The sequence below is a fragment of the Serratia fonticola genome (genome assembly GCF_001006005.1).
Taxonomy (GTDB): domain Bacteria; phylum Pseudomonadota; class Gammaproteobacteria; order Enterobacterales; family Enterobacteriaceae; genus Chania; species Chania fonticola.
Genome location: NZ_CP011254.1, coordinates 1,261,351 through 1,279,771 on the forward strand (window position 1 = coordinate 1,261,351; position 18,421 = coordinate 1,279,771).

10 protein-coding genes are annotated in these 18,421 nt (G+C 53.8%); 5 read left to right on the top strand and 5 right to left on the bottom strand.

The window, feature by feature from the left end:
• Positions 1-44 precede the first annotated feature (44 nt).
• From WN53_RS05530 to metH, 5 genes are all read right to left on the bottom strand, one after another.
• Positions 45-2,390 carry a fimbria/pilus outer membrane usher protein gene (locus WN53_RS05530; protein ID WP_235166942.1) on the bottom strand — a complete coding sequence of 782 codons (2,346 nt, stop codon included), beginning with the start codon at positions 2,388-2,390 and terminating at the stop codon, positions 45-47.
• A 96-nt stretch (positions 2,391-2,486) separates the two neighbouring features.
• A complete protein-coding gene (locus WN53_RS05535) occupies positions 2,487-3,128 on the bottom strand; it encodes a DUF1120 domain-containing protein (protein WP_024484002.1) in 642 nt (213 codons plus the stop codon).
• A 68-nt stretch (positions 3,129-3,196) separates the two neighbouring features.
• On the bottom strand, positions 3,197-3,838 hold the full coding sequence (locus WN53_RS05540; RefSeq protein WP_235166943.1) for a DUF1120 domain-containing protein: 642 nt from the start codon (positions 3,836-3,838) through the stop codon (positions 3,197-3,199).
• A 1,494-nt stretch (positions 3,839-5,332) separates the two neighbouring features.
• On the bottom strand, positions 5,333-6,982 hold the full coding sequence (locus WN53_RS05550; RefSeq protein ID WP_024484005.1) for a Na/Pi cotransporter family protein: 1,650 nt from the start codon (positions 6,980-6,982) through the stop codon (positions 5,333-5,335).
• A gap of 280 nt (positions 6,983-7,262) precedes the next feature.
• Entirely contained in the window at positions 7,263-10,943 is a 3,681-nt protein-coding gene (gene metH, locus WN53_RS05555) for a methionine synthase (protein ID WP_024484006.1), read from the bottom strand.
• A 275-nt stretch (positions 10,944-11,218) separates the two neighbouring features.
• Between metH and iclR the strand changes: the two genes are divergently transcribed.
• From iclR to atoC, 5 genes are all read left to right on the top strand, one after another.
• Positions 11,219-12,049: a glyoxylate bypass operon transcriptional repressor IclR gene (iclR, locus tag WN53_RS05560; RefSeq protein ID WP_024484007.1), complete on the top strand. Its 831-nt coding sequence runs from the start codon at positions 11,219-11,221 to the stop codon at positions 12,047-12,049.
• Between the two features lie 263 nt (positions 12,050-12,312).
• The gene (gntK, locus tag WN53_RS05565) at positions 12,313-12,852 is read left to right on the top strand and encodes a gluconokinase (RefSeq protein WP_024484008.1); all 540 of its coding nucleotides are present in this window, start codon (positions 12,313-12,315) and stop codon (positions 12,850-12,852) included.
• Between the two features lie 65 nt (positions 12,853-12,917).
• Positions 12,918-14,732, top strand: a complete 1,815-nt coding sequence (gene edd, locus WN53_RS05570) for a phosphogluconate dehydratase (protein WP_024484009.1) — start codon at positions 12,918-12,920, stop codon at positions 14,730-14,732.
• 200 nt (positions 14,733-14,932) lie between these two features.
• Positions 14,933-16,783: a two-component system sensor histidine kinase AtoS gene (gene atoS, locus WN53_RS05575; RefSeq protein WP_046808026.1), complete on the top strand. Its 1,851-nt coding sequence runs from the start codon at positions 14,933-14,935 to the stop codon at positions 16,781-16,783.
• Positions 16,780-18,189: an acetoacetate metabolism transcriptional regulator AtoC gene (atoC, locus tag WN53_RS05580; protein ID WP_024484010.1), complete on the top strand. Its 1,410-nt coding sequence runs from the start codon at positions 16,780-16,782 to the stop codon at positions 18,187-18,189. The genes atoS and atoC overlap by 4 nt, the downstream gene beginning before the upstream one ends.
• The last annotated feature ends 232 nt before the right edge of the window (positions 18,190-18,421 follow it).

Below are 18,421 nucleotides of genomic sequence, written 5' to 3' on the forward strand. Positions count from 1 at the left end.
TTTTATCCTATTACGTTGTGCTTGATTCTTTATGCAAAGACGGCCTAATGGCAGACAGCATCCCGCTCTTCATACAACACCGACGGATCAAATGTCGTCGGTACGTCATAACTCACTAGACATTCATCCATGTTGACGCGACGCACGCGCAAAACCTTACCAATATCCTCATTGACCAGCATGAGGTTGCCTTCACCAATCAGGGTCCCCAACAGCTGCCCTTTCTCATCATGTACAGATGCCCCTGTGGGCAATATGTCCCCCCGCGCATCCCGGATGGTGAGTAATAATTGGCGGACCTCGGTGACCCTAAATTGCCTTTTCGCCACGCTGCCGCGCGCCAGTTCCAGCTCCTGAGCCGTCGTATCCAGCCGCAGGTTTAACGGTAATGACAAGGTATCTACTTGTGCCTTTAGCGGCGTATAAGGTGTGGCCGAGGGCAGCAACACATCACCGGCAAAATCGGTGATACCTTCCCCCACGCCAGTGATTCTGGTGCCCGCGTACCCTGGCACACTGACGACGATCAACGTATCTCCCACCCGTTGAGGTGACATCACCCAGGTGTTGTTAGCCACCCCCATCGAACCCGAAGAGAGCAAAGATTGTGAAAAACTCCCCTGGCTGGAACGCGATGCCCCCAGCGACAAACGGGTGTAGGCGGTATTTCCACTCAGGTTGCCACTGGTCTGGTAATCGCCACTACTATCCCGAGCGATATCCAGATAACCTTTTAATGGCCCCCTGACGTCGCCCTGCCAACTGCTTCCCAGCGTCATTTGCTTGTTCCTACGCTGTTGCAGGCGGCTGTTAACACGCCCCCCACCGAGCGGTAAGCTCACTCCTGCATAAAGGGTGGGCTGAGAACGGGACGAGGATTGCAAACTCAGGTTCAACGACGCCGCCCCCAGACTTTTACCGTAGGCCAGTGTGTGCCCCCAGCCAGGCGTGTTATCGCGGTAATAGCGCTCATGCGACAGGCTGTAGGTAAATACGCCCCATGCCGGGGTATTCCAGGACACAGCAAGTCCCCCGGTATAATGCAAGCGTGAGCCCATACGCGCTTCAGCCCAGCCCGTAGGCTGGCGCAACGATTCATCCGCATTCAGGAATCCCAAGGTGCGATACTGTCCAGTCAGAGATAACGAAAAGCTCCGGCTCACTGTCAGCCTCCCTTGAGCATCCAGTTGCATACCCTGCTGCCGACCCCGACTGTACACGGCGTTAGCGGATAACCAATTACCTAATTTATCCCCAAGGCCCCCCTGCCAAGCCACCCGCTGATATTTGGCCGAGAGCATCCCCCCCATGCCAATCTGCCGGAAGCCGCTTAAACTGAACTGTTTCTCTCCCATCAACAACGCTGGCGGCGAAGCCTGATTTTGCTGCCTACCTTGGAGACGATAGCGTCCCACGGCGAGCTGATAGCCACTTTGCTGGCCTTGCTCATCGCCGAGCCCCGGCGTCACGGTAAAATGCTGTTGAAACCCGTCGGCATCGGTCACAGTGACCTGCGTCTCCACTCCTGTCGCCGCTTGGCCCAGATTGTCCAGAGTAAAAGGACCCGCAGGCAGCAGCGTACGGTACATCACCTGGCCATACTGCTTGACTTCCACCGTCGCCTGGCTTGATACGCTGCCCAGCAGGGGAACCGCTAACGTCGCATGAGAAAGCTGGAAACGTTCACTGGACAGCTGCAATCCGGTAATAGGCAACCCGCCGCTCAACGCACCACCGACACTAAACTCCCCCACCTGGACCAATGCCCCCCAGTGCGGAAAATCCCGCGTCGCTGAGGTTTCATACACATCCAGCCGATCCCCAAACTCACTCTTGCTGTAGCTAGAGCGATTACGGATCACCCAGTTGCTGATATTCAGGCCAGGCTCCAGCATGGCCTGCCAGGATTGCTGGTTGCCATAACTGCCCTGCATGCGGTTACCGTACAGATCATAATTCAGCATGACGGCATAACCACCACGCTGCTCACTACGCAGTTTATCTGGATCAAAAGCCTCTTCCGGCAACGTGAGCTCCACGCGGAAGGTACCGGGAAAAACCCGAACCTGAGCTTGTGGCCAGCGTGATTCAATACGTTCACAGTCGCCAAGAGGCGAGGTCAACCGTAAATGCAACGTGTCAGCTAAACGAGCCTCCAGACACAGTTCTCCCTCCTGACCAAAACGAACCTCTTCCTGATAGCGTTGCGCGGCATTCACCTCCAACGTGACCCGTTGAACCCCTGGCAAAAATCGTGATGTCGAAAAGAACGCCGCAATATCCGCGTTATACCCGAGGTTTTCGAGGGTTTTTACATCAAAGCCAGCAGCATCCGCACGCGCCATCAGCAGAGCCGACAACATCCATGCCACCGATGCATTTTGCCTCATGGGCGATTCTATTCCCTTGCTTGCCCGACCGGTGCCGACATCAACAGAGGGGGGAGTCCCCCCTCTCAATTAACGTACGACATGGCCCGTAGAGATTTACAGCCCGAAGCCAAACTCCAAGGTAGCAGAACCATCCAGGGTGACATCTTCAGTGAGAGCACCGTTCATCGCACTCTTTGGCGCCATATAGGCGGTTGCATTCATACCGAATTTAAAGTCTTTGCCAATAGACACCCCAGCGGTTTTGGACTCAGCCCAGCCCATGCGCCGACCTTGCTGAGCCATCAACAATCCAGTCACATTGTTGATATCACCATCATCCGTGGCAAACATTGGGGTCTCGACCCCATCCACAGTAGGCTGGGTAAATCTTAATTGGTAATAACCCAGTTTCCCGGTCTTGTTCACCAGACCGAGACCAAAGTTGCTGCCTAATCCACTACTGCCGTAAGCAGATTCCGCTCGATTGTCCGTCGCAGTGAATGTCAATGGAGTTGGCGCACTACACTTCACACGAACCACGCCACCATCGACACGCCCTATCGGAGTAATAACATCGGTAACTGACGATTGTTTAATCTTTTCAAAATCAAATACCCCATTATTCGACACCGACACTTCACAATTTACCGCAGATATTTCGCCAATGACCTTTACCTCAGCGCTTTCTGACGCAAGCGCCGCAGCAGAAAGCAGTAGCGATGAAAGGGCGGTTAATTGCAGTAGGTTCTTTTTCATCTATTAATATCCTTATGTCTATCATCCGTCTCCTGAACGTCAGGAAGCGTATTTATCCGTAATAAAAATTAGAGTGCGTAGCTAAAGCTCAGCGTGGCAGAACCATCCAGTTTGGTACCCTCAGCAGGAGTGCCCCCCATATCTTGTAATGAAGCCAATACTGGCTCTACTGCTAAATATGCCTGGAAGAATTTACCACTAGCCTGAGCGTCCTCTCTGGTTGCCCAACCGGTGACTTTGCCTTTTTCAACGTAGACGCCGTTAGTCGCTTCAATTGAAGCGCTGCCTTTGTTTTCGCTGTAGACCGCTGCGGCAACGCGATCAACTGTGGCTCCAAAAAATTTCATTTTATAAAAACCTAACTTTCCAGCGCCATTTACATTACCGAGACCGAAATGCGTATTACCGATTGAGCTGGCAGTGCCTTCACGGTTATCAACCGCGCTAAAGTTCAAGAAGGTATCGGCTTCGCACATAACCGTCACCTCGCCATTAATTTCTTTCAATAGCTTAGTCTTGGTAGGGTCAATCGCACCACTTGCAATTTTCCCCAGATTATAAACGCCATTATTAGTTAAGGAGACTTCGCAACTCGGTATTGCCATCTTTCCTTTCACCGACAATTCGGATGACATAGAAGATGCCATTGCCGACCCCATACTCATTGCCATGACGGAAACGACCACACCTGAAACAATTGTTTTTTTCATAAAAATGTCCATATAGTATTTTGAATATAACCCGACTCCCAACATTGGGCGTAGGTAAGGCTCGAGAGAAATACCTTCTCCCGTTCTACTTTATTACCGCGCAAGCTTCCCCTTACGGCAATAAGAGTAAAAGTTGTACATTCCCTTGAGCAAGATAAATAAAGAGACGGGACGAGGAACTTATATACCGAAAGTAAAGTCCAACGTCGCTGAACCATCCAGTGACATTGCTTCTACGGCCTCGTTATCAGGCAGAGTCAGCCGTGGGGACACCGTAATATCCACGGAGAAGAGTCTTCCCGACGACGACCCCGCCCGTGTTACGTTGTTTTCTGGTACCAGCCAACGGGTGCGTACACCAGGAACAAGCGTCGTAATACCGGACCGAGATGTGGGTTGCCCTGATGTTTGTGGTATAACCGCCATCTGGTCAATTCGGGCATTACTTACCCCTAACAGGTAACGCCCTAACGTCCGGGTGCCATTACCTCCAAGGCTAAAGTAAGCCGCTCCCATATCCGCGCCTGGCCTGAACCTGTTGTCCTGTGGAATGATGTCCATGTACGCCGCGCTGCTACATTTCACCCGCCAAGACTGTGTTATTGCGGGCAAGTTTATCCAACCCTGGGTTCCACTCGATCGGCTAATTCTGCCAAAATCATACACCCCACTATTGGGGGCAATGATCTCGCAGCGGGGTGATGCTATTTCCCCTATGACCTTGACCTCACCTGAAGGCATTGCAGCCAAACACCCCACAGATAATAGACTTGTGGCCCCGACCATCCATTTTAGTATTTGAATATTCAGTGGCTAACTCCCTCTTATTATTCACCCTCTCAATTCCCTAAAGCCATTTACCTTTCAAATAAGATAGCTCATTTTCAAAGCGAAAATAGTCTAACAAGCTTATACAAAAACTTAAACGTACAATCATGCCAGAAAAAGACGAAATATAACCCCGCATAGAAATATCACTTGATTATTGACAACCCACTCATTATGACATTTAAAGAACTCTAGGGTTTTAAACCTAAATAAAATAAAATGACAACATTTGTATCTATTCAGGGTGGAGTTTTCAAAATGATGATCTGTACAGTACGGATTTCACCTAACGCACTCCCGATAATGTCTAGCCCGAAAACCTCAAGATGCAGCTGAAAGTGCCCCTTAATTCGAGACGTCATTAAGCTCGCTATTACCGGCAGTCATTAGGTATAAAATCGGGGAAACCACGGTAAAAACCCCCTATTTTCTCAAAAACAGCTAGCTTCCTCCCACTTGCTTATCGCCTTTTATCAGCATGTCATCCTATTAGGATTTGGATTACAAGGGTGGGATCGTGAACAATTTTGTAATCAGGAAGAGTTAGATTATGGCTCACTCCACCCACAATATAGATAATGCGGTACCGGGTGAGGCAATCCCTATTACCTCACCCAGCCTTGGCGTTATTTTATCTGATCAGCCTTGCTGGTTAACGATCCTGGATCACAGCCTGCCAGGCATCTCTTCCCAATCACGGTCGTCGTCTTTCTCATCTTGATCCAGCGCGTTATAGGCCACCGCGCAGAACAACGAGTTAAGCCGCTTCATATCCCCCAACAGCGCCAGATGCAGCGAGCTGGTTTCGATACTTTGCACGTTTTGTTGATGCAGGCGATCGACGTGCGCATGGGCATAACGACGATCCAGAATGCGGAAACGGTGCTTGGAACGGCGTAACCGCTTGGCGCTGGTGATATCACCGGAGAGAAACACCGACAGGCTAAGGCGCAGATTGTCGGTCAACTTTTCATGCAATTGGTCCAGTTCGGCCAGACCTTCGGCGGAGAACGAACTGCGCGCGCCATGCGATTGATCCGCCACATCACTAGCCATACGTTCGATGATATCGCCAGCCTGCTCCAGGTTGAGGGCCATTTCGATGATCTCCGCCCAACGGCGCGAATCCGCCTCTCCCAGGTCTTCCCTCTGGATTTGTGCCAGGTAAAGTTTGATGGCGGTGTACAACACGTGAACGTCATCATCCAGACGGCGAACTTCTTTGGCCTGGATGCGCTTACCATGCAATACCTCATGGTGCAGGACCATCATATGCTCTATCACATCCCCCATCCGCAGGGTTTCCCGTGCCGCATTGGCCAGGGCCAAACTTGGCGTATCCAGGGCGCTGACGTCGAGGTGGCGTGGCCGCAAACGGGGATCTTCTGTAGGAGCATCGACGATCCACGTTTCGCACAGGCGCGCCATCGGCCCTGACAACGGCACCTGTAGCAGACAACGCACCAGGTTGTAGAACATGTGAAAATAGATCACCAGCTCTTCTGTATTACCAGGCAGCCGCTCAATACCGTGTGCAATCAGGGAAACAAACGGCAGCACCAGCGCACTACCCAACAGTTTGAACAACAGGCTCCCCAACGCCACGCGACGGCCTGCGGCATTCTGGCCGCTGGTGTTCAACATCACCAACAGGCCGCTGCCCAGGTTGGCACCGATCACCAGGCACAGCGCCACCTGTAGAGAAATCACTCCCGAGGCGGTCAACGTCGCGGTCAACAGCACAGCGGCCAGGCTGGAATAGCTGATAATGGCAAACAGGGCACCGATCAGCGCATCGAGCATCACATCGCCGGTCAGCGACGAGAAGATCACTTTAACGCCATAGCCCTGAGTGATCGGCGTCGCGGCGGCCACAATCAATTCCAGCGCCAATACAATCAGGCCAAGACCAATGGCGACGCGCCCCATCTGGCCTACGCGGGTTTGCTTGCGGCTGAGGAATAAAATCACGCCGACAAAAATCAGCAGTGGCGAAAGCCAGGAGAGATTGAACGTCAGCACCCGCGCCATGATCGCCGTGCCAACATCGGCCCCCAGCATAATCACCAGCGCAGGCCCAAGGCCCACCAGCCCTTGCGCCACAAAAGAAGAAACCAGTAACGCCGTCGCATTACTGCTTTGTACCAACGCGGTTACGCCGATGCCAGCCACAAAGGCCAGCGGCTTTTTCTCTATGCTGCTGCTCAGAACCTGGCGCAGATTGGCACCATAGACCCGCATGATGCCGGTCCGGACGATATGGGTTCCCCACACCAGCATGGCAATGGCGGAAAGTAGATTAAGAAGGGTCAACACGGAAGGCTCGCTCCATTGACGCCCGGCAGGCACCACAGGCTATCCCGCCTGCCAGACGCCAGTTAAGCAGGACAGCGGCAAATCACTTTCTTCTATTTTATACCCTATAGATTTCAAGTTGGCCGCTCAAGCGCATACCTGCGCTCGCGGTATTTGTACATCCCTGTATAGCAATTTGAACTCTGTACTGCGCGCCCCCGAATGACGCGACCCACGGATGGGCCGAGTCATTCAATTGCGGATAACAACACTGCGGCTTGAAAGACGACGGGTATGGCAATTAATCTGCATCGTACCCTAGGTTCGGGGCCAGCCAGCGCTCTACGTCACTGATCTTCATCCCCTTACGCTGCGCGTAGTCTTCGACCTGATCGCGCTGGATTTGTGCCACGGCAAAGTACTTGCTCTGCGGATGGCTGAAATACCAGCCGGAGACCGCCGCTCCAGGCCACATGGCGAAGGATTCGGTCAGTTCCATGCCGGTATGGCGGTTAACGTCCAGCAACTGCCAGATCTCCGCTTTTTCGGTATGTTCTGGGCAAGCAGGATAGCCGGGGGCCGGGCGAATGCCTTGATAATTCTCACGGATCAGCTCTTCGTTACTCAGATTTTCATCGGCGGCAAAGCCCCAATGCAGCTTGCGCACCTGCTCGTGCAGGTATTCGGCAAAGGCCTCTGCCAGACGATCGGATAACGCTTTGACCATGATCTTGTTGTAATCATCATGTTTGGCATCATAGGCCGCTGCCAATGCATCTTCTTCCAACCCACCCGTGACCGCGAATGCGCCAAAATAGTCGGCTTTGCCGCTGCTTTTCGGGGCCACAAAGTCAGCCAGACAGTAGTTCGGGAAATCAGTCTTTTCGGTTTGCTGACGCAGATGGCGGCTGACCACCAGCACCTCTTCACGGCTTTCATCCCGATAGACTTCCACATCATCCCCAACGCGGTTAGCCGGGAACAGGCCATAGACGCCACGCGGGTTGAGGGTGCCAGTAGCGGCCAGCATATCCAGCATTTCGTTGGCATCCTGGAACAGGCGCTTGGCCTCTTCCCCTACCACTTCATCCTCCAGAATGCGCGGATACTTGCCCGCCAGCGACCAGGTCATAAAGAACGGCGTCCAGTCGATATAGTGGCGCAGCGTGTTAATGCTGGCCTCAACCGGGAACACCCCCAACTTGTTCGGTACCGGTGGCTGGTAGTTTTCCCAATCCAGCACCATAGCGTTATCCCGCGCCTGTTGCAGGCTGACCGGCGGCGTACGCGGCTTTTTACGCCCGTGCTGGATACGCACGGTTTCGTACTCTTTGCGAGTGCGGGCGACAAACTCGTCGCGCTGGGTGTCTGATAGCAGCGCCGCAACCACGCCAACGGTACGCGAGGCATTCTGCACGTAGGTAGTCGAGCCGCTGTAGTTCTGCTCAATCTTCACCGCGGTATGGGCCTTGGAGGTGGTCGCCCCGCCGATCAGCAGCGGCAGAGTAAAGCCTTGGCGCTCCATCTCTTTTGCCACGTTCACCATTTCGTCCAGCGACGGGGTGATCAGGCCAGACAGACCGATAATATCCACGTTCTGTTCGCGGGCGGTTTTCAGGATTTTGTCCGTCGGCACCATCACGCCCAGATCGATAATTTCGTAGTTGTTACATTGCAGCACCACGCCGACGATGTTTTTGCCGATGTCGTGCACGTCGCCCTTCACCGTCGCCAGCAGAATTTTCCCGGCGGTGGTGCCTTTCTGTTTGCTGGCCTCAATGTAAGGTTCGAGATAGGCCACCGCCTGCTTCATCACGCGGGCCGATTTCACTACCTGCGGCAAGAACATTTTGCCCTCGCCGAACAGGTCACCAACCACGTTCATGCCGGCCATCAGCGGCCCTTCGATCACTTCGATCGGGCGATCCGCCTGCTGGCGCGCTTCTTCGGTGTCTAACTCAATAAATTCGGTAATGCCTTTGACCAGCGAATACTCCAGGCGCTTCACTACCGGCCAGCCGCGCCATTCGGCCTGCTGCACCGCCACTTCATTGTCTTTGCTACCCCGGTATTTCTCCGCCAGTTCTAGCAGACGCTCGGTGCCGTCCTGACGGCGGTTGAGCACCACATCCTCAACGGCTTCACGCAGTTCGGTGCTGAGATCGTCATAGATCGCCAACTGCCCGGCGTTGACGATCCCCATATCCATACCATTGCGAATGGCGTGATACAGGAACACCGCGTGGATCGCTTCACGCACCGGATCGTTGCCACGGAACGAGAAGGAGACGTTGGACACGCCGCCGGAGATCATCGCGTGTGGCAGGTGGGTTTTGATGTCGGCGCAGGCTTCGATAAAGTCGACGGCATAGTTGTTATGCTCTTCGATACCGGTTGCGACGGCAAAAATGTTCGGGTCAAAGATGATGTCTTCCGGCGGAAAACCCACTCGTTCGGTCAGGATCTGGTAAGCACGGCGGCAAATCTCAAATTTGCGTTGGCGGGTATCCGCTTGGCCAACTTCATCGAAGGCCATCACCACCACGGCGGCACCGTAGCGGCGCACCAGTTTGGCATGGTGGATAAAGGCTTCTTCGCCCTCTTTCATCGAGATTGAGTTGACGATGCCTTTACCCTGAATGCATTTCAGGCCCTTTTCTATAACGCTCCATTTAGAGGAGTCGATCATGATCGGGACGCGGGCTATGTCCGGCTCACCGGCGATCAGGCTGAGGAAACGCACCATCGCCGCTTCGGCGTCGAGCATCCCTTCATCCATGTTGATGTCGATGATTTGGGCACCGCTCTCCACCTGTTGGCGGGCCACGGCCAGCGCCTCGTTATACTTTTCTTCTTTAATCAGCCGCTTGAAACGGGCCGAGCCGGTAACGTTAGTACGTTCACCCACGTTGACGAACAGCGATTTGGCATCAATATTCAGCGGTTCCAGGCCGGACAGGCGGCAAGCCACCGGTAACTCTGGCAACTGCCGCGGCGGTACACCCTCGACCGCTTTAGCCATCGCGGCAATATGCGCCGGTGTGGTGCCACAGCAGCCACCGATAATATTGAGGAAACCGGCGTGCGCCCATTCGCCCACCTGTTTGGCCATCTCTTCGGCATCGAGATCGTATTCACCAAAGGCATTGGGCAAACCGGCGTTCGGGTGGGCGGTCACATAGCTTTCAGAGATGCGAGACAATTCCGCCACGTATTGGCGTAACTCATCCGGGCCAAGCGCACAGTTCAAACCAAAGGTCAGCGGTTTAACGTGACGCAGCGAGTTGTAGAACGCTTCCGTAGTCTGACCGGAAAGGGTGCGGCCAGAGGCGTCGGTGATGGTGCCGGAAATCATGATCGGTAAGGTCACGCCCAGCGCTTCAAACTCGGTTTCGACCGCAAAGGCCGCCGCTTTGGCATTCAGGGTATCGAAGATGGTTTCGATCATGATCAGATCGGCCCCCCCTTCCACCAGCGCGCGGGTTGATTCGCGGTAGGCCTCTACCAACTGGTCAAAAGAGACATTACGGAAGGCCGGATCGTTAACGTCAGGGGAGATAGAGGCGGTACGGTTGGTTGGGCCCAGTACACCAGCGACGTAGCGCGGCTTTTCCGGGGTGCGCGCCGTCCATTCATCAGCACAAGCACGAGCCAGCAAAGCGGCCTGGTAGTTAATTTCGGCGGACAGCGACTCCATATGGTAGTCGGCCATCGCGATAGTGGTCGAGTTGAAGGTATTGGTTTCGAGGATGTCGGCCCCCGCCTCCAGGTAACCGTTGTGGATCGCAGTGATCACCTCCGGCTTGCTTAACACCAGCAGGTCGTTATTGCCTTTCAGATCGCTTTGCCAATCGGCAAAACGCTCACCGCGGTAGTCTGCCTCCTCCAGCCGATAGCTCTGGATCATGGTGCCCATACCGCCGTCCAACACTAAAATACGCTGCGATAGCTGCTGACGCAGTTGTTCCACTCGATTTATCACTGTAGCCCCTTCACACCCGATTATCCGCCCGACGACTTATTACCCCACATCCCAATGTTGTAGCGGCGCGGCACACTGCGCCCGTCATGCATCCTGCAACTTGAAAGATGGAGGGTCTGACATCCTAGCACAGGTTATGGCGGCAAAGTTGCGAGCGGGTATTGAGAGTTTTTCAGGTTCGCCGAGCAACAGATCCGATGAGCGGAGAAGCAACTTGCAATTCATACTCAAAAAACGAAAATGAATTCCATCATACGGAAAGCATAAGGTGAATCATGGCCACTCCCGTTCCCGCCAAACGCGGTAAAAAACCCCGCGCCGCCGCGCCCGCCACCAGCACGGCGACCGGCCAGGTCCAGTCACTGACCCGTGGTCTGAAACTATTGGAATATATTGCCGAAGCGCAAGGTAACGTGGCACTGACCGATCTGGCCCAGCAGGCCGGGTTGCCCAACTCTACTACCCACCGTCTGCTGACGACCATGCAACAGCAGGGGTTTGTCCGTCAGGTAGGCGATCTTGGCCTATGGACCATGGGGGCACATGCGTTTGTGGTGGGCAGTAGCTTCCTGCAAAGCCGTAACCTGCTGGCGATGGTGCACCCAACGCTGCGCCGCCTGATGGAAGAGTCGGGGGAAACGGTCAATCTGGCGGTGATGGACAAAGCCGAGGATCAGGCGGTGATTATCGATCAGGTGCAATGCACCGCGTTGATGCGCATGTCGGCCCCGATTGGCGGCAAGCTGCCGATGCATGCTTCTGGTGCGGGCAAAGCCTTTCTGGCCAGCATGCAGGATGACGAAGTGACTAGGCTGCTGCATAAAAAAGGCATGCACACCTATACCCCGCATACGCTAACGCCACATAACCTGAAAGAAGGGTTGGCGGTGATACGCAAACAGGGATTTTCATTCGACGATGAAGAGCATGCCCTTGGCCTACGCTGCCTGGCCGCCTGTATCTTTGATGAGCACCGCGAAGCCTTTGCCGCCATCTCTATCTCCGGCCCGGTATCGCGCATTACCGACGATCGCGTGACGGAACTCGGTGCGCTGGTGATCCATGCGGCAAAAGAAATCAGCCTGGAGTACGGCGGCGTACGGTGATTAGACGGGCGCTGCAAAATTTGGCGCCCTAGGTCATGAGCAAATCCCCGCTGTTATTTTTCTGTATCGCGCTGTAGAGACTTTGTTTCGCTGCCGGCGAAAAGTATGAATTCGATCACAATTAGCGATCTTGCCACCGAAAGCCGATTGCAACCTTTGGCGCTTCCCTCGACAATGTTACCGATAACATGTTACCGGTAACAATCGGCAGTTAAATAATCTAGCCGCAACAGACTATGGCTCGCAGGTGGGGGAACCAAACCATGACCAATAATCAGAATCGTGTTTACGTCATTATGGGCGTTTCCGGCAGCGGCAAGTCTGCCGTCGCCAATGCTGTTGCCCAACAGCTATCAGCCAACTTCCTGGACGGTGACTTTCTCCATCCTCGCTGCAATATCCAGAAAATGGCCTCAGGCGAACCGCTCAATGACGACGATCGCGCACCCTGGTTGGCCGCCCTGAACGACGCCGCTTTCGCCATGCAGCGTACCAATGCGGTCTCGATCATCGTCTGCTCTGCGCTGAAAAAACATTATCGCGATCGGCTGCGTGCCGGTAACGACAATCTGTCATTCATCTATTTGCACGGCGACTTCCCAGTGATCGAAGCTCGGCTGGCTGCCCGCAAGGGGCATTTCTTCAAACCCCAAATGTTGGTCACCCAGTTCGCCACGCTGGAGCAGCCGGGCCAAGATGAAGTTGACGTCCAGGCCATCGATATCGATCAGCCGCTGGATGCGGTGATTGCCGACACTGTGCGGCATATCCAGAGCTTTCTGCCGCAAAAAGCCTGTGCATAACGAGATGTTCTGAACAACATAACTGGCCCTCGCCGCGCGCATTAGGGCTGCATTGTGAGGATGGTATGATTAACAGCACCCTGGCACGCGTAACACAACGCATCATTGAACGTTCAAAAGAGAGCCGAGCTGCCTATCTGGCGCGCATTAATGAAGCCCGTACGCAGACGGTACACCGCTCGCAGCTAGCCTGTGGCAACCTGGCCCACGGCTTTGCCGCCTGCCAGCCCGACGATAAAGCCGCCCTGAAAAACATGGTGCGCAGCGATATCGCCATCATCACTGCCTACAACGATATGCTCTCCGCCCACCAGCCTTATGAAAGCTACCCACAGCGGCTGAAACAGGCGTTGCACAGCGTTGGTGCCGTTGGCCAGGTCGCAGGTGGTGTACCGGCAATGTGCGATGGCGTGACTCAGGGGCAGGACGGTATGGAGCTGTCGTTGATGAGCCGCGATGTGATAGCCATGTCCGCAGCTATCGGTCTGTCCCATAACATGTTCGACGGCGCATTGTTCCTGGGTATCTGCGACAAGATTGTGCCAGGGTTGGTGATGTCTGCCCTGTCCTTCGGCCATTTGCCTGCCGTATTTGTGCCTGCCGGGCCGATGAGCAGCGGCCTGCCAAATAAAGAGAAAGTACGTGTGCGCCAGCTGTATGCCGAGGGCAAGGCCGATCGCCACGCGCTGCTGGAAGCCGAAGCGGCCTCTTACCACGGCGTTGGCACCTGCACCTTCTACGGCACGGCCAACACCAACCAGATGGTGATGGAGGTGATGGGCCTGCATCTGCCCGGCACCTCTTTCATTCATCCAGACACGCCGCTGCGCGATGCGCTCAATGATGCTGCCGCTCGCCAAATCACCCGCCTGACAGAAACCGCCGGTAATTACCTGCCGATAGGCCAATTGGTGGATGAAAAAGTGGTGGTTAACGGCATCGTATCGCTTCTGGCCACCGGGGGATCGACCAACCTGACGATGCATATGGTGGCCATGGCTCGCGCAGCAGGCATCATCATCAACTGGGATGATTTCTCTGAGCTTTCCGATTCGGTGCCACTGCTGTGCCGCATCTACCCCAACGGCCCGGCGGATATCAATCAGTTCCAGGCGGCGGGCGGTGTGCAATTGGTCGTGCGCGAGCTGCTGAACAACGGCCTGTTGCATCAGGATGTACATACCGTCGCCGATTTCGGCCTGGAGCGTTACACCCAGGAACCTTGGCTGGACAATGGCCAGTTGGCCTGGCGCGACGGGGCAGCAAGTTCGTTGGACGCTAACGTGATTGCCAGCATAGCCAAACCGTTCGAGCACCATGGCGGTACCAAGGTGCTGGCCGGTAATCTGGGCCGTGCGGTGATGAAGACGTCGGCGGTGCCTGCCGAAAATCAGATTATCGAAGCCCCGGCGATCGTATTCGAAAGCCAGCACGATATCGTCCCTGCCTTCGAAGCAGGCAAGCTGGATCGAGACTGCGTAGTGGTCGTGCGTTTCCAGGGGCCACAGGCCAATGGCATGCCTGAACTGCATAAGCTGATGCCACCGCTTGGGGTATTGATGGATCGCGGCTTCAAGGTCGCGTTGGTGACCGATGGCCGCCTGTCCGGCGCTTCCGGCAAGGTTCCTTCGGCGATCCATGTCACCCCGGAGGCCTACACTGGCGGTATGCTGGCCAAAGTACAAAGCGGCGATATGATCCGGGTGAATGGCCGCACCGGTGAGCTGCAACTGCTGGTCGCCGAAGCAGAACTGGCACAGCGAACTCCCTATCACCCCGATCTGAGCGGTGAAAGGAACGGCTGTGGCCGTGAACTGTTTGGCGCGTTACGCAGCCAGCTTTCCGGGGCCGAACAGGGCGCCTGCTGTATCACGTTTTAATCCTGATTAACCTGGACGGGCGCGGCATGCTGCGCCCCACTACCTTGCGAGTTCGCAATTGGTACGACTATTGCTTAAAAAGAGGACATGCGTACACTTAACATACCCGTTCCAGTCCGGCCAGCCTGAAAGAGACTCTGGCGCTGTATACAGATGACCTTGCCCTGCCCAACGGACGATAACGCCAGGATTTAGTCTGTATGAAAGCATTTTTGCCAGGCTTACACGCCCTCATCCAACAACGACTCCCACACACGCTGCGCAGTAAAATGATTGTCCTGGCCATCATCATGGTCTCGCTACCGACCTTAATCATTGGCTATCTGGTTGAAACCGAGGGACGTGAAGCCTTGCTGCAAGAGAAGAAGGCCAAGCTGTTTGCCGTCACCTCCTTGCTGGATAATGCGCTAGGCGACAGCTTTTCGCTGTACCCTGGTTTGCCCAGAGAGCAGCGCATCAAGGCACTGAATCAGCATCTGGCACCGGTTACCGATGAGATCACCCGCGCTTTTTCCGGGGTCGGTGCGGGTTACTATAACCAACAGCTGGATGCCATTATTACCTACGCCCCACAGCAGCAATATGGTAATGCGGTCGGTATTTCGATCAATCCAGACCACCCCGGTCATGACGTCATGGCAAACGGCCAACCGCTGGTAAGCAGTGGCTCTCAGGTGCGTGGCAACATTATGAATGCCATGATCCCCATCAAACGCGATAACCAGATCCTCGGGTATATCTGGGCCAACGAACTATCGAATGATATCGATCGTCAGGCGCTGTCGATGGATCTCAAGATTATCCTGGTGATCAGCGTTGGCCTGTTATTGAGCCTAGGACTGATCGTGGCCTTTTCACGCCGCTTCGCCTCGGATATTGACGTTATTAAATCCAGCCTGACCAATTTATCGTTGAACCTGAATAGCGACCTCCCCGCGATGCAGGGAGAGATGGGTGAAATATCCGACAGCGTGAATGCCTTATCCCGCGCACTGCGGGAAACCAAAACGCTCAATGAATTAATTCTCGAAAGCGCCGCCGACGGAGTTATTTCAGTGGATATCCATGGCTGTGTCACCATGATTAACCCCGCAGGGGAACTCATCACCGGCTACAGCCGTATGGAACTGATGGGGAAACCTTATGCGGAAGTGTTTGAAAAAGTGGATTTTAATAGCCCGGTATTGGACACCCTGTTCCGTGGCATAGAACATGTCGCGTTAGAAATTGATTACCCCGGGAAAACCCGCACCATACAGCTCAGTATCAGTACCAGCCAACTGCGTAACGCCCAGGGGGATACCATCGGTGCCCTGGCCATATTCACCGATTTAACCGCCAAGAAGGACGTGCAACGCCGCATTGAGCAAGCCGAACGGCTGGCCACGCTTGGAGAGTTGATGGCCGGGGTCGCCCATGAAGTTCGCAATCCATTAACGGCCATCAGCGGTTTTGTGCAAATCCTTAAGGACAGTGAAAAAGATCCACAGCGGCTGGAATATACCCACATCATTTTAAAAGAGGTTCAGTCGATTAATCGGGTGATCCAGCAGTTGCTCGACTTCTCTCGCCCACGGATTGGCCGCTATCATCAAGTCAATTTAAATCAAATTCTGCGCGAAAGCCTGATCCTGGTAAAAACCAAAGGCGTAGAAGCCAGGGTTGATTTTCATCTTCACTTGGATGAACAATTGAGTGATATTGAAGCCGACGGCGAATTATTAAAGCAGGTATTACTTAATATTCTGATTAATGCCGTCCAGTCTATTGCTGCCAGAGGGGAGATTACCATTTCCACCCAGGTGTTGGAGGAAGGCTGGCAGAAAATCACTATTCAGGATAACGGCTGTGGTATTGCTGATGATATTAAGTCGAAAGTTTTCGATCCATTTTATACCACCAAGCCTTCGGGAACTGGATTAGGTTTATCCATCAGCCAGCGCATTGTAACTGCCCACGATGGGGAAATAAAACTAGCAAGCCAGCCGAATAATGGAGCCATCTTTACTATTATCTTGCCAGTCAAACATGACGCAGGGGACCTATTATGAAAAAGTCATACCGTATTCTTATCGTGGATGATGAAGAAAACGTTCGCCGCATGTTAAGCACCGTGTTTAGCCTTGATGGCCATCAACCTATCTGTGCCGCAGATGGCCAGCAAGCGCTGGAACAATTCAAACAACAGGCCCCGGATATTGTGTTAATGGATATCCGTATGCCGAAAATCAGTGGCCTTGAGGCACTGCAAGTCATGCGGCAGACTCGGCAGGAAACACCGGTGATCCTCATGACCGCCTATGCAGCCGTTGAAACCGCGGTTGAGGCGCTACGCTTGGGCGCATTTGATTATGTCATCAAACCCTTTGATTTGGACGAGCTGAAAATCATTATCAGCCGTGCAATGCAGTTGCAGGAGATGAAACAGGAAATCAATCGCCTGCATCGGGCCTTATCTGACAGCTACCAATGGGGCCGATTACTTACCAATAGCGCCAAAATGATGGAACTTTGCCGCGATACGGCAAAAATCGCCATGAGCCACGCCAGCGTGTTGATAACCGGTGAAAGTGGCACCGGCAAGGAGTTGATTGCTAAAGCCATCCACTACAACAGCCCGCGCGCCAAGGGGCCATTTATCAAGATAAACTGCGGCGCGCTGCCGGAATCTCTGCTGGAAAGTGAGCTCTTCGGCCATGAGAAAGGGGCCTTTACCGGCGCGCATATGCAGCGCCAGGGCCTGTTTGAACGAGCCAACCAGGGGACGCTGCTGCTGGATGAGGTCGGCGAAATGCCGCACAACTTGCAGGTCAAATTACTGCGGGTGCTGCAGGAAAAAGAGTTTGAGCGGCTCGGTGGCAGCAAAACCATTAAAACAGATATCCGGCTGATTGCCGCGACCAACCGCAATCTGGCGGCGATGGTAGAGCAAGGCGAGTTCCGCCAGGATCTGTTTTACCGCCTGAATGTGATCCATCTTTCCCCGTTGCCGCTACGCGAAAGACCGGAAGACGTGCCGTTGCTGGCCCGGCATTTCCTGCAGAAGTTCAATGCCGAAAACGGCAAAGAGATCATTGAGATAGATGCCAGCGCGCAGGCCATGCTTGATGCGTATTCTTGGCCGGGTAACATCCGGGAACTCTCCAATGCGATTGAGCGAGCCGTGATTATGAGCACCGGGTTTATCATCTTCCCGGAGGATTTACCGGAACATTTACAGCAGCCACAACCCGTCCAGCCTAATATTAATCGCGCCACATTTGCTGAGCCGGGATTAAATTTGAAAGAAAATATTAAAGCTTATGAACGCGAGTTGATTTGCTCTGCGCTGGCAGATAATCAGGATAATCGGGTTAAAACCGCCCGCGCGTTAGGTATTAGCCGCAGAGCTTTGATGTACAAATTGCAGGAATACCGCATCGACTCTCACGCCTCCATACCACCGGATAATATATAAACAAATATTAACTGTCTGATGCATGCTGGTCCAAATAGCGCCTGAGATCACATTTATTAGGTCATCAGGCGTCGTCTATTATTCTGGGGAAGAACGGAGGTAACAAAATGTGCACCCCAGTGCAAGAAATTGCACACTTCATTGTTAATTAACCCCGCATATTATTAAACAATTAAATAACAATCCTGCTATTGCAGTGAATATCAGAGAGTTAGTACCTTTCTAACCCCCC